The organism is Sphingobium estronivorans (genome assembly GCF_008692605.1).
Lineage (GTDB): Bacteria > Pseudomonadota > Alphaproteobacteria > Sphingomonadales > Sphingomonadaceae > Sphingobium > Sphingobium estronivorans.
Map to the genome: position 1 here is coordinate 1 of NZ_LFCT01000028.1, position 15,777 is coordinate 15,777.

16 protein-coding genes and 1 riboswitch are annotated in these 15,777 nt (G+C 66.1%); of the genes, 1 reads left to right on the forward strand and 15 read right to left on the reverse strand.

Annotation, left to right across the window (positions count from 1 at the left end):
- Positions 1–118: 118 nt before the first annotated feature.
- The 15 genes from F7P65_RS18020 to F7P65_RS18090 form a co-directional block, all read right to left on the reverse strand.
- Positions 119–1,513 carry an NAD(P)(+) transhydrogenase (Re/Si-specific) subunit beta gene (locus F7P65_RS18020; RefSeq protein WP_150294187.1) on the reverse strand — a complete coding sequence of 465 codons (1,395 nt, stop codon included), beginning with the start codon at positions 1,511–1,513 and terminating at the stop codon, positions 119–121.
- Between the two features lie 3 nt (positions 1,514–1,516).
- Positions 1,517–1,807, reverse strand: a complete 291-nt coding sequence (locus tag F7P65_RS18025; protein WP_150294189.1) for an NAD(P) transhydrogenase subunit alpha part 2 — start codon at positions 1,805–1,807, stop codon at positions 1,517–1,519.
- A 327-nt stretch (positions 1,808–2,134) separates the two neighbouring features.
- Complete coding sequence (gene cobU / locus F7P65_RS18030) at positions 2,135–2,644, reverse strand: bifunctional adenosylcobinamide kinase/adenosylcobinamide-phosphate guanylyltransferase (protein WP_275897567.1); 510 nt, start codon at positions 2,642–2,644, stop codon at positions 2,135–2,137.
- Positions 2,641–3,576, reverse strand: coding sequence for an adenosylcobinamide-phosphate synthase CbiB (gene cbiB / locus F7P65_RS18035; protein ID WP_150294191.1), 936 nt, complete (start codon positions 3,574–3,576; stop codon positions 2,641–2,643). The genes cobU and cbiB overlap by 4 nt, the downstream gene beginning before the upstream one ends.
- A complete protein-coding gene (locus F7P65_RS18040) occupies positions 3,569–4,543 on the reverse strand; it encodes an aminotransferase class I/II-fold pyridoxal phosphate-dependent enzyme (protein ID WP_150294193.1) in 975 nt (324 codons plus the stop codon). Before F7P65_RS18040 ends, cbiB begins: the two co-directional genes overlap by 8 nt.
- A complete protein-coding gene (locus tag F7P65_RS18045) occupies positions 4,540–5,250 on the reverse strand; it encodes an adenosylcobinamide-GDP ribazoletransferase (protein WP_150294196.1) in 711 nt (236 codons plus the stop codon). Before F7P65_RS18045 ends, F7P65_RS18040 begins: the two co-directional genes overlap by 4 nt.
- The gene (locus tag F7P65_RS18050; protein ID WP_150294198.1) at positions 5,247–5,813 is read right to left on the reverse strand and encodes a histidine phosphatase family protein; all 567 of its coding nucleotides are present in this window, start codon (positions 5,811–5,813) and stop codon (positions 5,247–5,249) included. Before F7P65_RS18050 ends, F7P65_RS18045 begins: the two co-directional genes overlap by 4 nt.
- Positions 5,810–6,826 carry a nicotinate-nucleotide--dimethylbenzimidazole phosphoribosyltransferase gene (gene cobT / locus F7P65_RS18055; protein WP_150294200.1) on the reverse strand — a complete coding sequence of 339 codons (1,017 nt, stop codon included), beginning with the start codon at positions 6,824–6,826 and terminating at the stop codon, positions 5,810–5,812. The genes F7P65_RS18050 and cobT overlap by 4 nt, the downstream gene beginning before the upstream one ends.
- Entirely contained in the window at positions 6,823–7,230 is a 408-nt protein-coding gene (locus F7P65_RS18060) for a DUF1636 domain-containing protein (protein WP_150294323.1), read from the reverse strand. Before F7P65_RS18060 ends, cobT begins: the two co-directional genes overlap by 4 nt.
- A gap of 166 nt (positions 7,231–7,396) precedes the next feature.
- Positions 7,397–7,584, reverse strand: a riboswitch (cobalamin riboswitch).
- 284 nt (positions 7,585–7,868) lie between these two features.
- Entirely contained in the window at positions 7,869–8,609 is a 741-nt protein-coding gene (fdhD, locus tag F7P65_RS18065) for a formate dehydrogenase accessory sulfurtransferase FdhD (RefSeq protein WP_150294326.1), read from the reverse strand.
- 74 nt (positions 8,610–8,683) lie between these two features.
- Positions 8,684–8,920 (reverse strand): formate dehydrogenase subunit delta, encoded by a 237-nt coding sequence (locus F7P65_RS18070; RefSeq protein WP_150294202.1) that lies wholly within the window; start codon positions 8,918–8,920, stop codon positions 8,684–8,686.
- 10 nt (positions 8,921–8,930) lie between these two features.
- Positions 8,931–11,777 (reverse strand): formate dehydrogenase subunit alpha, encoded by a 2,847-nt coding sequence (gene fdhF / locus F7P65_RS18075; RefSeq protein ID WP_150294204.1) that lies wholly within the window; start codon positions 11,775–11,777, stop codon positions 8,931–8,933.
- The gene (locus F7P65_RS18080; RefSeq protein ID WP_150294206.1) at positions 11,774–13,348 is read right to left on the reverse strand and encodes an NADH-ubiquinone oxidoreductase-F iron-sulfur binding region domain-containing protein; all 1,575 of its coding nucleotides are present in this window, start codon (positions 13,346–13,348) and stop codon (positions 11,774–11,776) included. Before F7P65_RS18080 ends, fdhF begins: the two co-directional genes overlap by 4 nt.
- Complete coding sequence (locus F7P65_RS18085; protein ID WP_150294208.1) at positions 13,345–13,824, reverse strand: formate dehydrogenase subunit gamma; 480 nt, start codon at positions 13,822–13,824, stop codon at positions 13,345–13,347. Before F7P65_RS18085 ends, F7P65_RS18080 begins: the two co-directional genes overlap by 4 nt.
- A 120-nt stretch (positions 13,825–13,944) precedes the next feature.
- On the reverse strand, positions 13,945–14,838 hold the full coding sequence (locus tag F7P65_RS18090; protein WP_150294210.1) for a LysR family transcriptional regulator: 894 nt from the start codon (positions 14,836–14,838) through the stop codon (positions 13,945–13,947).
- A gap of 98 nt (positions 14,839–14,936) precedes the next feature.
- Between F7P65_RS18090 and F7P65_RS18095 the strand changes: the two genes are divergently transcribed.
- Positions 14,937–15,545, forward strand: a complete 609-nt coding sequence (locus F7P65_RS18095; RefSeq protein WP_150294212.1) for a TetR/AcrR family transcriptional regulator — start codon at positions 14,937–14,939, stop codon at positions 15,543–15,545.
- Positions 15,546–15,777 lie beyond the last annotated feature (232 nt).

Sequence of the window (15,777 nt, forward strand, 5' to 3'; positions counted from 1 at the left end):
ACGGTGATGCCGGATGATCTGGATGCCCGCTTCTGGTCGAAAGACGACAAAAACTGAAAAAAAAGAAGCCCGCCCCAAGGGGCAGGCTTCCTTCTTTTTCATCCTGATCTTCAGCGGATCAGTGCAATCCGCTGCCGCCGCCCGCCAGTTCCTTGGCGATGGAGCCGACCATGTCCTTGGCGTCGCCGAACAGCATCTGGGTGTTGCTGTTGTAATAGATCGGATTGTCGATCCCGGCGAAGCCCGCATTCATCGACCGCTTGATGACGAACACCGACTTGGCGCGATCCGCCTCGATGATCGGCATACCCGCAATCGCGCTCTGCGGATCGTCGCGTGCCGACGGGTTGATCGTGTCGTTCGCGCCGATGATCAGCGCCACGTCCGCCTGCGGCAGTTCAGGGTTGATGTCGTCCAGTTCGACCAATTGCTCATAGGGCACGTTCGCTTCGGCCAGCAGAACGTTCATGTGCCCCGGCATGCGGCCTGCCACTGGATGGATGGCGAACTTGACGTCCACGCCCTTCTTGGTGAGCGCCTGATAGAGTTCGCTGACCTTGTGCTGCGCCTGCGCCACAGCCATGCCATAGCCCGGAATGATGACGACGCTGCCGGCATTTTCGAGCTGCATCGCCGCTTCCTCGGCCGAGGCCGAGCGCACCACCCGGTCGTCCTTGCCGCCCGCGGCGCCCGCCACGACCGCGCCGAAACCGCCGAACATGACGTTGGCGAAGCTGCGGTTCATCGCCTTGCACATGATGACCGCCAGGATGAAGCCCGAGGCCCCGTCCAGCGCGCCCGCCACGATCAGCAGCTTGTTGCCCAGCGCAAAGCCCATCGCGGACGCGGCCAGACCGGCATAGCTGTTGAGCAGCGCGATCACGGTCGGCATGTCGGCGCCGCCGATGGGGATCACCAGCAGGATGCCGAACAGCAGCGTCAGCGCGACAAAGGCCGGGAACAGCCAGGTCTGCGTCGGATCGATCGCCAGCATCGCACCGATCACCACGGCGCCGAGCGCAACGGCGCCATTCACGATGCGCTGGCCCGGGAAGGAGACCGGACGGCTGCCCATCAGTTCCTGCAACTTGGCGAAGGCGATGACGGATGCCGTACAGGTCAGGAAACCCAGCAGCATCTCGAACATCAGCGCCCACAGGATGAAGCTGCCGGCATATTCGGCATGGGCATGCTTGTAATATTCCGCCGCGCCGATCAGGCCGACCGCCAGCGCGCCGAAGGCGTGGGAGATCGCCGTCCGCTGCGGAATGGCCGTCATCGGCATTAGCAGCGCCATGGGGATACCCACAGCCGCGCCCGCGATCATCGCGATGACGATGAGATTATAGTCGACCACCTCATGCTGGACGAGCGCGCCGATGATGGCGACGATCATACCGATCTCGCCCGCGCGCACGCCGCGCCGGGCAGTCGAAGGGTGGCTCATCCACATCAGCGCCAGGATGAACAGCGAGGACGAGAGAATCGCCGCAAAGGGTACAAAAGCGTTCATCTCTTACTTCCCCCGCGGCTTGAACATCTTGAGCATGCGGTCGGTGATCATGAAACCGCTCACCAGGTTCACCGTCGCGCAGAAGACCGCGATGAAGCCCAGTGTCTTGGCGAGCGGCGTCGCGCCTTCCTCACCCGTGATCGTGATCGCGCCGACGATCACCACCGCCGCGATCGCATTGGTCAGCGACATCAGCGGCGAATGCAACAGCGGCGACACTTTCTTGATGAGCTGAAAACCCACAAAGCCCGCCAAAATGAAAACGAACAAATAGTCCGGATTAAGTGCACTCACCGGCAATCCCCCTGATTCACCATCCCAATGATGGGAAAAAACAACCCTTCGCGATTAGCAGATCCTAATGGATGGAAACGTCGACAGTGCCCTGATCCCTCGATGGACCGGCTGCTTTCCATAATCCCTCCACAGCTTTTCCGCGGCGCTTGCCTTATTGCCTCCACTGCGGCCAGACAAGACGCACAATCCCAAATATCAACCCGGCCTGTCGCGCAACGAAGTTTTCTTATACCCCCATCTAGGTCGCGTTTCCGTTCAAACATTGCTCTTCCGCAACGTTCAATCCCATTGCCCCGCCGAATAAATTCATATCGTGGCGCAATATTAAACCTTGAGCGTCAGGGGCAGCCCCGCCGCCACCAGCACAACCTCCTCACAAATCGCCGCCATTTTCTGGTTGAGCCATCCAGCCTCATCCCGGAACCGCCGCGCCAGCGCATTGTCCGGCACGATGCTGAGACCCACTTCATTGGCCACCAACGTGACAGGCGCGGGGCAGGCGGCCACGGCATCGATCAATTCGAATCGCGCCGCCTCGACGTCGGCCTCCGCCAGGATCAGATTGGACAGCCACAGGGTCAGGCAATCCACCAGCACTGCCTGCGCACGGCCCCCGGCGTCGCGGATCGCGCCCGCGAGATCCAGCGGCGCCTCGACGGTCAGCCAGCGCGTTCCGCGCTCCCCCCGGTGACGGGCGATGCGCTCGGTCATCTCCGCGTCGAAGGCCTGCGCCGTCGCGACATAGGCAAGCCGCCCCGACACCGCTTCGCACCGCATCTGCGCATAGCCGCTCTTGCCCGAACGCGCACCTCCCAGAACCAGCAATGTCCTCACCCGCTTCCCTCCCACAACGCCGCCAGGCCCCACAGCATCAGGCACGCCCGCAAATAGACGCGCAGCCCGGCCCGCATCGCCCAAACATCCGCCTCGCCGCCCGATCCGATCCAGGGTTTGTCATGCGACACCCCGTCATATCGCACCGGCCCGGCCAGCCTGACTGCCAATGCCCCTGCCATGGCTGCCTCCGGCCAACCGGCATTGGGCGATGCGTGCCGTCCGTGATCCCGCCACAGCACGCCCCAGCCTCCGCCCCCCGCGACGCAGAGCAACAATCCCGCCAGCCGGGCCGGAACCCAGTTCATCCCATCGTCAAACCGCGCCGCCGCCCAGCCGAAATCGGTAAAGGGCGCCTCCTTGTGCCCGATCAGGCTGTCCGCCGTATTCACCGCCTTATAGGCCCAGACCCCCGGCAGCCCGAGCAGCAGCAGCCAGAAAAGCGGCGCCACCACGCCATCGCAAAAGCTTTCGGCCAGGCTCTCGATGCCGGCCCGGGCTACCCCGGCCTCGTCCAGTTCCGCCGTATCCCGCCCCACGATCCAGCCCACCGCCCGCCGAGCCGCGCCAAGGTCTCCCGCCACGAGCGCGCGCACCACCGGCACCACATGCGCGTAAAGGCTGCGCTGCGCCAGGGCAGGCCACGCCGCCAGCGCCAGTCCGACCCACGCCCAGTCCCCTGCCCACCGCCGGATCGCCCCATCCACCGCAAGACCCGCGCCGCCGGCCACGCCCAGCAGGATCGCCAGCAGGCCGATGCCCGCCCAACGCCGCGCGATGCCGCTCCCTTCCGTCCGATTCCATCGCCGCTCCGCCGCGCCGATGATCCGCGCGAAAGCCCCCACCGGATGCCCGATCCGCGCATGGAGCCAGCCCGGCCAGCCCAGCGCCGCATCCAGCGCCAGCGCCGCAAAGGCCACCGGTTCAGCCATCCGCCAACGCCCGGTCAAGCCGCGCCAATGCGGCTTCATCGCCGGGCAGCCCCAGCCGCAGGCAGTGACGATTTTCCGCGAAAGGCCGCGTCAGGATCGCGCGCCGCGCCAACCGTTCGAACAGGACGAACCCGTCCGGCACGGCCACTTGCCGGAACAACGGACAATCCCCGCGCCCATCCAACCCGTGGCGCGCCAGCACCGCATCCAGCGCCGCGGCCCGCGCCTTGAGGAGGCCGACCGCCCTCTCGATCCATTGCCGATCGCGATAGGCCGCCCGCCCAAAGGCAATCGCAGCCGCCGAAACCGGCCATTCCCCCATCGCCCGCCGGACCTGCGCGACCACCCCGCGCGGGCCGAGCAGAAAGCCCAGCCGCACCCCCGCCAGCCCGAAAAACTTGCCGAAGGATCGCAACAGGACCAGCCGCCGCTCGTCCCCGATGTCGCTCGCCAGACTGCATGAGGGCACGGCATCGGCATAGGCTTCATCGATCACCAGCCATCCCCCAGCCCGCTCCAGCGCCGCCAGCCATTGCCGGAGGCGGGCGGCCGGGATCACGCGGCCATCGGGATTGTTCGGATTGGCCAGCAGCAGCGCCACCTGTTCCGCCGCGCCCTCCCAATGCTCCACTGGGCAGCCTTCCCCGAAAATCTCCCCATGCGTCCGATAACTCGGCACCAGCCAGCGCCCCGGCATGGCGAGCATCGGGCCCACCAGCCGCAATCCCATTTCGCTCCCCGGAATCGCGCAGACATGATCCGGATGGACCCCGAAATGCGCCGCCGCCGCTGCTTCGAGCGCCGCCAGATCGTCCGGCTCCGGCAGGGTCCGCCAATCGGGCGCGATCTCCTCAACGCCTGTCCAGACCAGCGGACTGATCCCGGTCGACAGGTCGATCCAGTCGTCCCCGCCATAGGCCGCCTGCGCTTCCTTCAAACGCCCGCCATGCCAGGTGAAGCCGCTCATCGCGCCGCCACCATGGCCAGCAGCATCCCGCTTTCCATCAATTCGATGCCTGCGCCATGGCCATCCCCCGAAATCCCGCCGATCCGCGACCGCAGCCACCATCCCCATAGCGGAACGAGGACAATCGCCGTCAGCAGGCCCGGCACCCACAGGCTCGCCAGCAGGCTCAAGACGGACCAGAGGAGGAGAGGACCGGCTCGCCAGCCCGCCCGGAACCGGCTCGCCAGCCCCTCATGCAGCGGCGGCAGCCAGCGCGTCCAGACCAGCGGCCCGATCCGCGCCATCATCGTCAGCGGAACCAGCATCCAGACCGGAAAAACCTCCAGCCAGACGCGCAGGAGCACCAACTTCGCCAGCAATTGCAGGGCAATGGCGACAACGCCGAAGCTGCCGATATGCGGATCGCCCAGCACCGCCGACAGCCGTTGCCTGTCGCCATGCGCCGCCCCCGCAGCATCGGCTATGTCGCCCAGCCCGTCCAGATGCAGCGCGCCCGTCACGGCGACCCATGCCACCAATCCGCACAAGGCCCCCATCCAGGGATCGATCCGCAGGCCAAGGCCGCACGCCCCCGCCACGACCAATCCCACCGCCACGCCCGCTGCGGGAAACCAGCGGATCGCCGCGGCAAAGTCCCGCTCATCGACGTCGACCGGAGGCAGGGGCAGGCGCGTCATCAGCTGCAAGGCCAGCACCAGCCGCCTCACGATGCCAGCCCTGTAATCTGCGCGGAGAGTGGCTCCCCCGGCCAGACGCGCAGGCTGAGCACGGCTCCATAGGGCAGGTCGACCGCCCAACCCTGCCGCAAATCGAAGCCGCATAAATGCGTCAAAGCCGCCCGCATCGCACCAGCATGACAGATCACCAGCGCCGGTTCGGTCAGGTCGGCCAGCGCCGCCCCGACCCGCGCCAGCAAATCCATCCACCGTTCGCCGTCCGGCGGCGGAAAGCCATTCGGATCTTCCCGGAAACGCGCCAGCGCATCGCCCGGCAGCTCTGCTGGATCCGCGCCTTCCCAGCGTCCGAAATGCAGTTCCCGCCAGCGTGCATCGACGCCATGCGCGATGCCCCGCTCCCGCGCGACGATTGCGCCTAGCGCCGTCGCCCGCGACAGGTCCGAAGTCACCACCCGACCGAAATCCAGCGCCCGCGCCCGCTCGACGCAGGCCGCGATCCCAGCCGCTTCAGGCGGCGCGTCGCAATGCCCCAGCAACCGGCCAGCGCCTTCCGGCACACCATGGCGCATGAGATGGAGCATGAAAGCGCTCACAGCGCTCCCGCCACCGCTGCCTCGGCAAAGGTCGCCATGCCGTCATGCGCCGCCAGCGCGGACCGGACGATCTGCGCCGCCACCGCCGCGCCGCTCCCCTCGCCGAGCCGCATCCGGAGGTGCAATAACGGCTCCAGCCCCAGAATTTCCAGCAGCCGGCCGTGGCCAGCTTCGGCAGACATATGCGCCGCCAGACAATGGCCGGTGATCGCCGGAGCCGCCTGCGCCAGCGGCGCCACCGCCGCGCAGCCGATAAAGCCGTCCAGCATCACGGGCACGCGCATCATCCGGGCCGCCAGCACAGCGCCCGCCATCGCCGCGATTTCCCGTCCGCCCAGCCGCCGCAGGACCTCGAACGCATCGCCACAGGCATCGCCGTGCAAGGCCAGCGCCAGCGTCACCGCCTCCACCTTGCGCGCCAGCCCGTGCGCATCGACGCCCGTGCCGCGCCCCACCCACAGGTCCGCCGCCTCGCCGAAAAGCTGCGCGCAGAGCGCCGCCGCCGGCGTCGTATTGGCAATCCCCATTTCGCCCAGCAGCAGCAGGTCGATGCCCGGTTCAACCACCGCCGCCCCGGCATTGAGCGCCTCCAGGCATTCTGCCTCGCTCATCGCGGGTGCCACGCAAATATCTCCGGTCGCGCGCTCCAGATCGAGCGCCACCACCGACAATTCCGCCCCACATGCACCCGCCAGCGCGTTGATCGCCGCGCCGCCATTGCGGAAATTCGCCACCATCTGAGCGGTCACTTCGGCCGGAAAGGCGCTCACCCCCCGCGCCGCGACGCCATGATTGCCCGCGAAGATGGCCGCCCGGATCCGCTCCGCCCGAGGCCGCTCCCGTCCCTGCCAACCGGCCATGAACAGCGCAATATCCTCCAGCCGTCCCAACGAGCCCGGCGGCTTGGTCAACACCCCCTGCCGCGCCGCTGCGGCCTTGACCGCAGCCTCATCGGGCATCGGCAACTGCGCCAAAGCCGCGGCAAAGGCCGCCCTGTCGTCAAAACGGATCATGAGCAGACAAAGCCTTCAGGCGGCGTGCGGACGATGAAATGCCCCTTCACCCCCTGCGGCCAATCGGCATAGCGCACCGCGCCCTCCTCGCTGGCCGCATGTCGCACCGCATAGTCCAATATTGCCCGCGCCGCCTCCTCGCCGGGCGTGAAGTCCCCCAGCACATAGCCAACCTTGCCGTCGCCCCGAACATGCACGGTGCAATGCCGCTGACAGGCGAAAAGGCACGGCATGTCCTGTACCGACACCGCCTCATAGGCCGGATCGCTCGCCCGGACGGCGCGCATCGCCTCCGCCAGCAGAGCACCGCCGCGCCGCCCCTCGCCATCGTCCCGGCTGTCCGCCGACAAACGGCAGGTCGAACAGACGACCACCGACGCCCCTTTTTCCACGGCGCGCAACATCAGCGCCGGCATCCCACATCAGTCATTCCCGCTCCTCCGACCGGACGGCAAACAACCCGCCGGGAAGGCCGGACAGGGGAAATCCCCCCGCCCGGTCGCACCGGCAAGGCCATGGCTGTCGCTCAGCGAGGGAAATCCCCGTTCGGCCGGCACACCCTGTCCGGTCGAAGAACGACTGCGTCAGGCAGGTCTCCTGGCTCGCGGGTCGATGCTTCCCGGCCGCCTTCTCGGGGCGTTGTACCCCAATGGCGCGATGGCCGGATGGCTCGCCGCTCACAGTTGCAGGGGCAGCGCGGGCTTCACCCGACTTCCCTTTTCATCCCCGTGCGGGGAACCTGTCGCAGCGCCGCTGATAGAGGCCGATGGCCCTGGCCGCAAGAGGTTGCCGGGCCGCCGACCCCCCTTCCTCTGCCCGGCGCCATCTGCTAATATCCGCTTAACGATAAGGGAGAGGAGCCGTGGGCATACTGGCTCGTTGGATGGATTGGATCTGTGAGCTTTTCGCCTGCACGGCGGAAAACGATCTGCGCATCAATCGCCTCATCATGCACATCCCGTCCGACACGGATTGAGTCGCAGGCCGAATCGGTCTCCCCGCTGAAGCGCGCTGCCTTCCGTCACCAGACGATCAGGAGGCACTATCCCGCCGCGCCCTCCAACGCCCCGACTCCGACCAGAATCGCGTCGGCCCGCGCCAGCACGGCCAGCGCCAGCCCGGCATCGGCTGCCCGCTCCGCCGCCAACCGCGTCGGCGCGGAGATCGTCACCAGCAGCGGGCAATCGGCCAACACTGCCTTCTCCACCAGTTCATAGGAACAGCGCGACGACAGCAGGGCAAAGCCTCCATCCCAATCCAGCCCCTGGCGCCGCATCGCCCCGATCAGCTTGTCGAAGGCATTGTGCCGCCCGACATCCTCCCGCGCCAGCCGGATCGTTCCGTCCGCAGCCACCAAAGCCGCGACATGCGCCGCCCCGGTTCGCGCATTGAGCGGCTGAAAATCCCTGAGATGATCCAGCGCCCGGAAGATGGCTTCCTTGCCGGCCTGCGACGGCCGCCGGGTCACGAGCGGCAAGGGGCGGACAGCCTGCTCCAGATTCTCCACCCCGCAAATCCCACAGGAGGATTCCGACGCGCGATGCCGCACCCGGCTGAGCAACGCCTCCGTACGCCCCTCCGGCAAGGTCGCTCGCGCAACAATGCCCTGCTCCGTCGCATGGACATCGACCTCCAGAGGCGCATCCTCCCGCCCGATCAACCGCTCCGCCAGCGCAAAGCCCAGCACCAGCTCTTCCACATCCGCGGGCGTCGCCATCAGCACCGCGTAGCCGATACCGTTAAATTCAACCGCGACCGGCACTTCCTCCGCCAGTTCGCGCATCACGGGCGACGCGCTGCCGTGCGGCCTGACCTGCGTGAAAGGAAAGGTCGATCCCAGTCGCGCCCGCGCCTCGCTCAAAGGGCCATGACCCGCTCGACAGCTGCCGCGGCAACAGGCGTCAGCGCCTCCGGCCGCGCCGCCGCCAGGGCACAGATGCGCTGCTTCATCGCCGGGTCCCAGAAGTCGCGAATATGGTCGGCCACCATTGCGACAGCCTCTTTCTCGCTCAGCGCGGCCAGATTGCGCGCAATCTGGTTCGCCATGTAGATCAGCCGGTCCTCGGTCGACATGACGTGATTTTCATCGCTCATGCGCCCGATCCTATTCCGCCGCTTCCAGCGGCGCAATCCGCCTGCTGTGCCGTGCCTGGCTCGCATAGTCGCGCTGCCAGTCGCTCGGCCCGTTGGATGGCATGACCTGCACGGCCGTCACCTTATATTCGGGGCAGTTGGTGGCCCAGTCCGAATAGTCGGTGGTAATGACATTGGCCTGCGTATCGGGGTGGTGGAAGGTGGTATAAACCACTCCGGGCGCCACCCGCTCGGTAATCAGCGCGCGCAGGCTGGTCTCTCCGGCCCGGCTTTTGAGCGACACCCAGTCGCCATCCTTGATCCCCCGGTTCTCCGCATCGGACGGATGCATTTCCAGCCGGTCCTCGGGATGCCAGGCCTCATTCGCCGTGCGACGGGTCTGCGCGCCGACATTATATTGGCTGAGGATGCGTCCTGTGGTCAGCAGCAGCGGGAATCGCGGGCCGGTCTTTTCATCGGTCGGCACATAGTCGGTGACGACGAACTTGCCCCTGCCCCGCACGAAGCCGTCGATATGCATGGTCGGCGTGCCATCGGGCGCGGCCGCGTTGGCGGGCCATTGCAGCGATCCTTCCGCTTCCAGCCGGTCATAATGCACGCCGGCGAAGGTCGGCGTCAGCGCGGCGATCTCATCCATGATCTGCGAAGGGTGGCTGTAGGACCAGTTCAGTCCCATGGCTTGCGCTACAAGCTGCACGACCTCCCAATCACCATAGCCATTCAGCGGCGTCATCACCTTGCGCACGCGTTGGATGCGCCGTTCGGCATTGGTGAAGGTCCCGTCCTTCTCCAGGAAAGTCGATCCCGGCAGGAAGACATGCGCGTAATTGGCGGTTTCGTTCAGAAACAGGTCCTGCACGACGACGCATTCCATCGCCGCCAGCCCTGCCGCGACATGATGGGTGTTGGGATCGGACTGGAGAATATCCTCGCCCTGAATGAAGATGCCCTTAAACGTCCCGTCCGTCGCGGCATCCAGCATATTGGGAATGCGCAGACCCGGCTCGGCATCCAGAGCCACGCCCCAGGCCTGCTCGAACTGCGCGCGCACGGCATCGTCCGACACATGGCGATAGCCGGAAAATTCATGCGGGAAGCTGCCCATGTCACAGGCGCCCTGCACATTATTCTGGCCTCTGAGCGGGTTCACGCCCACGCCTTCGCGTCCGACATTGCCGGTTGCCATGGCCAGATTGGCGATCGCCATCACGGTCGAGGACCCCTGGCTATGCTCGGTAACGCCAAGGCCATAATAAATGGCGCCATTGCCGCCCGTCGCATAGAGCCGCGCCGCCGCGCGCACATCCTCCGCCTTGACCCCGGTCAGTGGCTCGACCGCCTCGGGCGAACGGCTGGGTTCGGCCACAAAGGCAGCCCAGTCCATGAACTCATCCCAATCGCAGCGCTCCCGGACGAAGGTTTCGTCGAAGAGATTTTCCGTGACGATGACATGCGCCAAAGCCGTCAGCATGGCGACATTGGTGCCCGGCCGCAGCGGCAGATGATGCGCCGCCTCGACATGGGGCGACTTCACCAGATCGGTCCGGCGCGGATCGATGACGATCAGCTTGGCGCCCTGCCGCAGCCGCTTCTTCATCCGGCTGGCGAAAACCGGATGCCCATCGGTCGGATTGGCGCCGATGACGAGAATGACGTCCGCCTGCATCACGCTGTCGAAATCCTGCGTCCCCGCCGATGTGCCGAAGGTCGTCTTCAACCCATAGCCCGTCGGCGAGTGGCAGACCCGCGCGCAGGTATCGACATTATTGTTGCCGAAACCCTGCCGGATCAGCTTCTGGACAAGGAAGGTTTCTTCATTGGTGCATCGGCTGGATGTGATCCCGCCGATGCTCCGCGTGCCATAGCTGGCCTGGATGCGCCTGAACTCGCTCGCGGTATGGGCGATCGCCTCCTCCCACGATACCTCGCGCCATGGCTCCTCCACCGAAGCACGGATCATCGGATGGAGGATGCGGTCACGATGCTGCGCATAACCCCAGGCGAAGCGGCCCTTGACGCAACTATGCCCGCGATTGGCCTTACCTTCCTTCCACGGCACCATACGCACCAACTCCTCGCCGCGCATCTCCGCGCGGAAGGTGCAGCCGACGCCGCAATAGGCGCAGGTGGTGACGACCGCCCGGTCCGGCGTGCCGATTTCCACCACCTTCTTCTCGGTCAGCGTCGCGGTCGGACACGCCTGCACGCAGGCGCCGCAGGACACGCATTCAGACGAGAGGAAATCCTGGCCCTGGGACGGCGCAACCTTCGAGTCGAACCCCCGTCCCTCGATGGTCAGCGCGAACGTCCCCTGCACTTCGTCGCAAGCCCGCACGCAGCGCGAACAGACGATACATTTGCTCGGATCGAAGTCGAAATAGGGGTTCGACTGGTCCTTCGCCTGCCCCATATTGGTGGCGCCGTCATAGCCATAGCGAACCTCACGCAGCCCCACCGCGCCAGCCTGATCCTGCAATTCGCAATCGCCATTGGCCGGGCAGGTCAGACAATCGAGCGGGTGGTCGGAAATATAGAGTTCCATCACCCCGCGCCGCAACTGCTTCAGCCGCTCGCTTTGCGTGCGCACCACCATGCCCTCGGCAATCGGCGTGGTGCAGGATGCGGGATAGCCGTTACGCCCCTCCACCTCGACCAGGCACAGGCGGCAGGAACCGAAGCTTTCGACAGTATCGGTCGCGCATAGCTTTGGGATCGAACAGCCGGTCAGCGAAGCCGCCCGCATAATCGACGTTCCCTCTGGCATCGTCACCGTCTCGCCATCGATGGTGAGCGTCACGCTCTTGCCGGTCGCAATGGCGGGCGGCGTCCCATGATCGGTTTCGCGCGTAAAAGTCATGCCGCAGCTTCCTTCACCGGAGCGGGAGCCCCGAAATCCTCGGGAAAATGATCGAGCGCGCTCAACACCGGATAAGGCGTAAAGCCGCCCAGCGCGCAGAGCGATCCATATTTCATCGTGTCGCACAGATCGCGCAGCAGCGCCGTTTGCGCTTCCAACCCGCCGTCGTTCCGGTCGGGAGCGCGCGAATAGAGCGCCTTCGTCAGTCCGCCGCCAACAGGCTCGGCGGCCACGGGCTGCGTGTCCCGCGCTGCGATGATCCGATCCATCACCTCCACCCCGCGCGTCGATCCGATCCGGCAGGGCGTGCATTTGCCGCAGCTTTCGACCGAGCAGAACTCCATCGCAAAGCGGGCCATATGCGCCATATCGACGCTGTCGTCGAACAGGGTGATGCCGGCATGGCCGATCAGCCCGCCCGCCTGCGCAAACGCCTCATAGTCAAAAGGCAGATCGAACATGGAGGGCGGAAAATATGCGCCTAAAGGCCCCCCAACCTGCACCGCCCGCACCGGCCTTCCGCTCGCGGTCCCGCCGCCGATGCCGTTCACCAGTTCGCCGAGCGTGATGCCGAAGCCGATCTCATACAGACCGCCATGCTTCACATTGCCCGCAAGCTGCACCGGCATGGTACCGCGCGACCGCCCGAAACCGACCGCGGCATAAGCCTCTGCCCCCTCAGACAATATGAAAGGAACCGCCGCCAGGCTCAGCACATTGTTGATGACCGTCGGTTGCCCGAACAGCCCGGCCAGCGCTGGCAGAGGCGGCTTGGCGCGCACTTGCCCCCGCTTCCCCTCGATGCTGTCGAGCAACGCCGTCTCTTCGCCGCAGACATAGGCGCCCGCGCCCATCCGCACTTCCAGCGTGAAGGGTGCGATCCGTTTGGCGGACAGCGCGATCGCTTCCCGCATCGTGGCGATGGCATAGGGATATTCGCTGCGAATATAGACATAGCCATGGCCTGCGCCCACCGCATGTCCGGCGATCGCCATCCCCTCGATCAGGCACAAGGGATCGCCCTCCATCAGCATCCGGTCGGCAAACGTCCCGCTGTCCCCTTCATCGGCATTGCAGACGATGAATTTTGCGTCCGAAACTGCGTCCAGCACTGTCTGCCACTTGATTCCGGTGGGGAAGCCCGCTCCGCCCCGCCCGCGCAAGCCGGAAGCCTTGACCGCATCGACCACCGCCTGCGGCGCCATCGCCCGCGCCGCATCCAGCCCGCGCCAGCCGCCATGCGCGGCATAATCCTCCAGACAGAGGGGATCGATCACCCCGCAGCGCGCAAAGGTGAACCGCTGCTGCCCCGCGAAGAAAGGCAGGGCCGACACATCGCCCAGCCGCGCCGCATGGCTTCCATTCAGCACCGCCGCGACATCGCCCGGTCCGACCGGCCCGAACGCAACGCGCGTGCCGTCCTTTTCAACCTCCACCAGCGGTTCGATGGAAAAGAGACCCCGGCTGCCCGTGCGGATCACCTCGCATCCCGCTGCCTCGAACGCTTGCGCCACCTCGTCCGCACCCAGGGCGACCGAGGCCATGTCCCGGCTCACAAAGGCCCGCGTCATGCCGAAATCTCCTGCGCGATCCGGTTCAGCGCAGCGGCGTCGATCCGCGCCACCGGCCGCCCGTCGACCAGCGCATTCGGCCCGATTGCGCACAGCCCCAGACAATAAACCGGTTCCAGCGTCACCTGCCCGTCGCGCCGGGTCTCACCCATGGCGACGCCCAAGCGCGCAACCGCCGTAGCCTCCACCGCGGTCCCGCCCCGCGCCTGACAGCTTTCCGCGCGGCACAGCTTCACCACATGCCGCCCCGCAGGCGCGCGCCGGAAATCATGATAGAAGGTCACGACCCCATGCACATCCGCCCGGCTGAGGTTCAGCGCCCGGGCAATGACCGGGACCGCCGCATCATCGACATAGCCTATTTCCTCCTGCAACCAGTGCAGCAGCGGCAGCAGTCCGTCGCGCGTCCGTCCATGCACGCGCGCCCAATCCTCTATCAACAGCGTCGCTTCCTCGACGACCTTATCCTGCTGCATCCGTTCTCATTCTTTCGACGCCTTCTTCCGCGCGCCATGCTGCGCCCCGGAACGTCCCGCGTCAAATCGAAGGCGATCATGCTTGATAGAAATCCTCTATCAAGCATGATCGGCCGGATTTCAGCCGTCCAGGCGCCCGGCAATATCCCGGGCGACGGCCGCCACCGCCTGAGCCAGCGGTCCTAGCGGCGCCCGATCCGACACGATCACGCCGATCCGGCTACCTTCATCCGTATCGGGCAAAGCGAAGGTCCGCACCCAATCCAACCCCTCCAACAGCATCGCATGACGATCCGGCACGATCGAACAGAGTCGCCCTTGCCGCACCAGCGCGAACAGCGCGACATAGCTGTCCGCCGTCACCACGGGCCGCAACGCCAGTTCGCGCCCGCCCAGCCGCGCGTCCAATATCCGCCGGTTCTGCATTCCCTGATGCAGGAGGCAAAGCGGCAGACGCGCCACATCCTCCCAGCCGAGCGCCCGCTCTTCCTCCAGCACCCCGTGCGCCGCCACCAGCATGTAGCGCTCGACATAGAGCGGGACCGCCAGCACATGGGAGGGCGGCTCGAAATCGAGATAGGTGAGTCCCGCGTCCAGTTCAAAAGCCGCCAGTTCCCGCTCGATCTGGCGCGAGGTCAATGCCCGGACGGAGATGTTCAGCCCCGGATGCCGCTCCAGCAACGCCTCCACCAGAAAACCGATGGCCGGCATCGCCGCCGGAATCGCGCCCAGCCGCAATTCGCCCCGCAACGGCCCCTTGACGACCGCCGCCGCCTGCATCAGATTGTCCGCCGCCGCGACCAGTTGCCGTGCCCAGGGCAGGATCGCGCGCCCCTCCTCCGTCAGTCCGCCATAGCGCCGGTTGCGCAGGATCAGCCGCTTGCCCAGTTGCGCCTCCAGCGCCGAAATGCCCGCCGACAGGGTCGGTTGCGACACATGGCACGCCGCCGCCGCCCGTGCGAAATGCCCTTCGCGCTCCAGCGCGAGGAAATATTGAAGAAGGCGGGTCTGCACAGGCTTGGTTCTTTCTCCCCGCGCTGATAGGGCAAAGCCGCGCACCATGGAACCCGGCTCTGGACGCCGGGGCGGAGGCCAACTACATACCGATCGGTATGAAATCGCAGACGCAGACAGCCAGGGGCCGCCCGAGGGAGTTCGATCCCCAAGAAGCGCTGAGCGCTGCGCTGACCGTTTTCTGGCGCCGTGGCTATGAGGGCGCCTCCATGGCCGAACTGACGGAGGCCATGGGGATCACCAAGCCCAGCCTCTACGCCTGTTTCGGCAACAAGGAATCGCTGTTCCGCAAGGCGCTCGACCTCTATGAGCGCGACAAGCTCTGCTACATGAAATCCGCGCTGGACGCGCCCACTGCCAAGAGCGTTGCCGAACGGCTGCTGCGCGGGTCGCTGGCGATCCAAACCGGTACGACCGATCCCCATGGCTGCCTGGGCGTCATCAGCACGGTCGCCTGCACCGCTCAGGCCGAATCGATCCGCCACGAGGTCATCGCCCGCCGCGCTTCGTCCGACGCGGCGCTGGCCGAACGGTTCGAACGCGCACGCGTTGAGGGCGATTTCCCGGCCACCATCGATCCGCAGGCCCTGGTTACCTACCTTTCCACCATCATCCAGGGCATGGCCGTGCAGGCGGGCGCGGGGACGCCGCGAAACAAGCTGGAGCAATTTGTGGAAACCACCCTCGCCCTCTGGCCCGGGAAATAGCCAGGCTCGGCGGACCTTGCCGCGCGATCACAGGCAATGCCTTGCCCACGGCGGTGAAAGCAAATGCCGGACAGTGCCGCCAGAAGGCTCTTTCGCCAACGGCTGGCAGGATGCGATGGGGTTCAAATACTGCGAACGGCGCGCGCCATGTCGCGGGTCATTACTCGCCCAAGGGTGACGCGGAAACGCGGCGCGCGAGAGAAGCGGTCATCGGCCAACCGGGCTTTCCCGT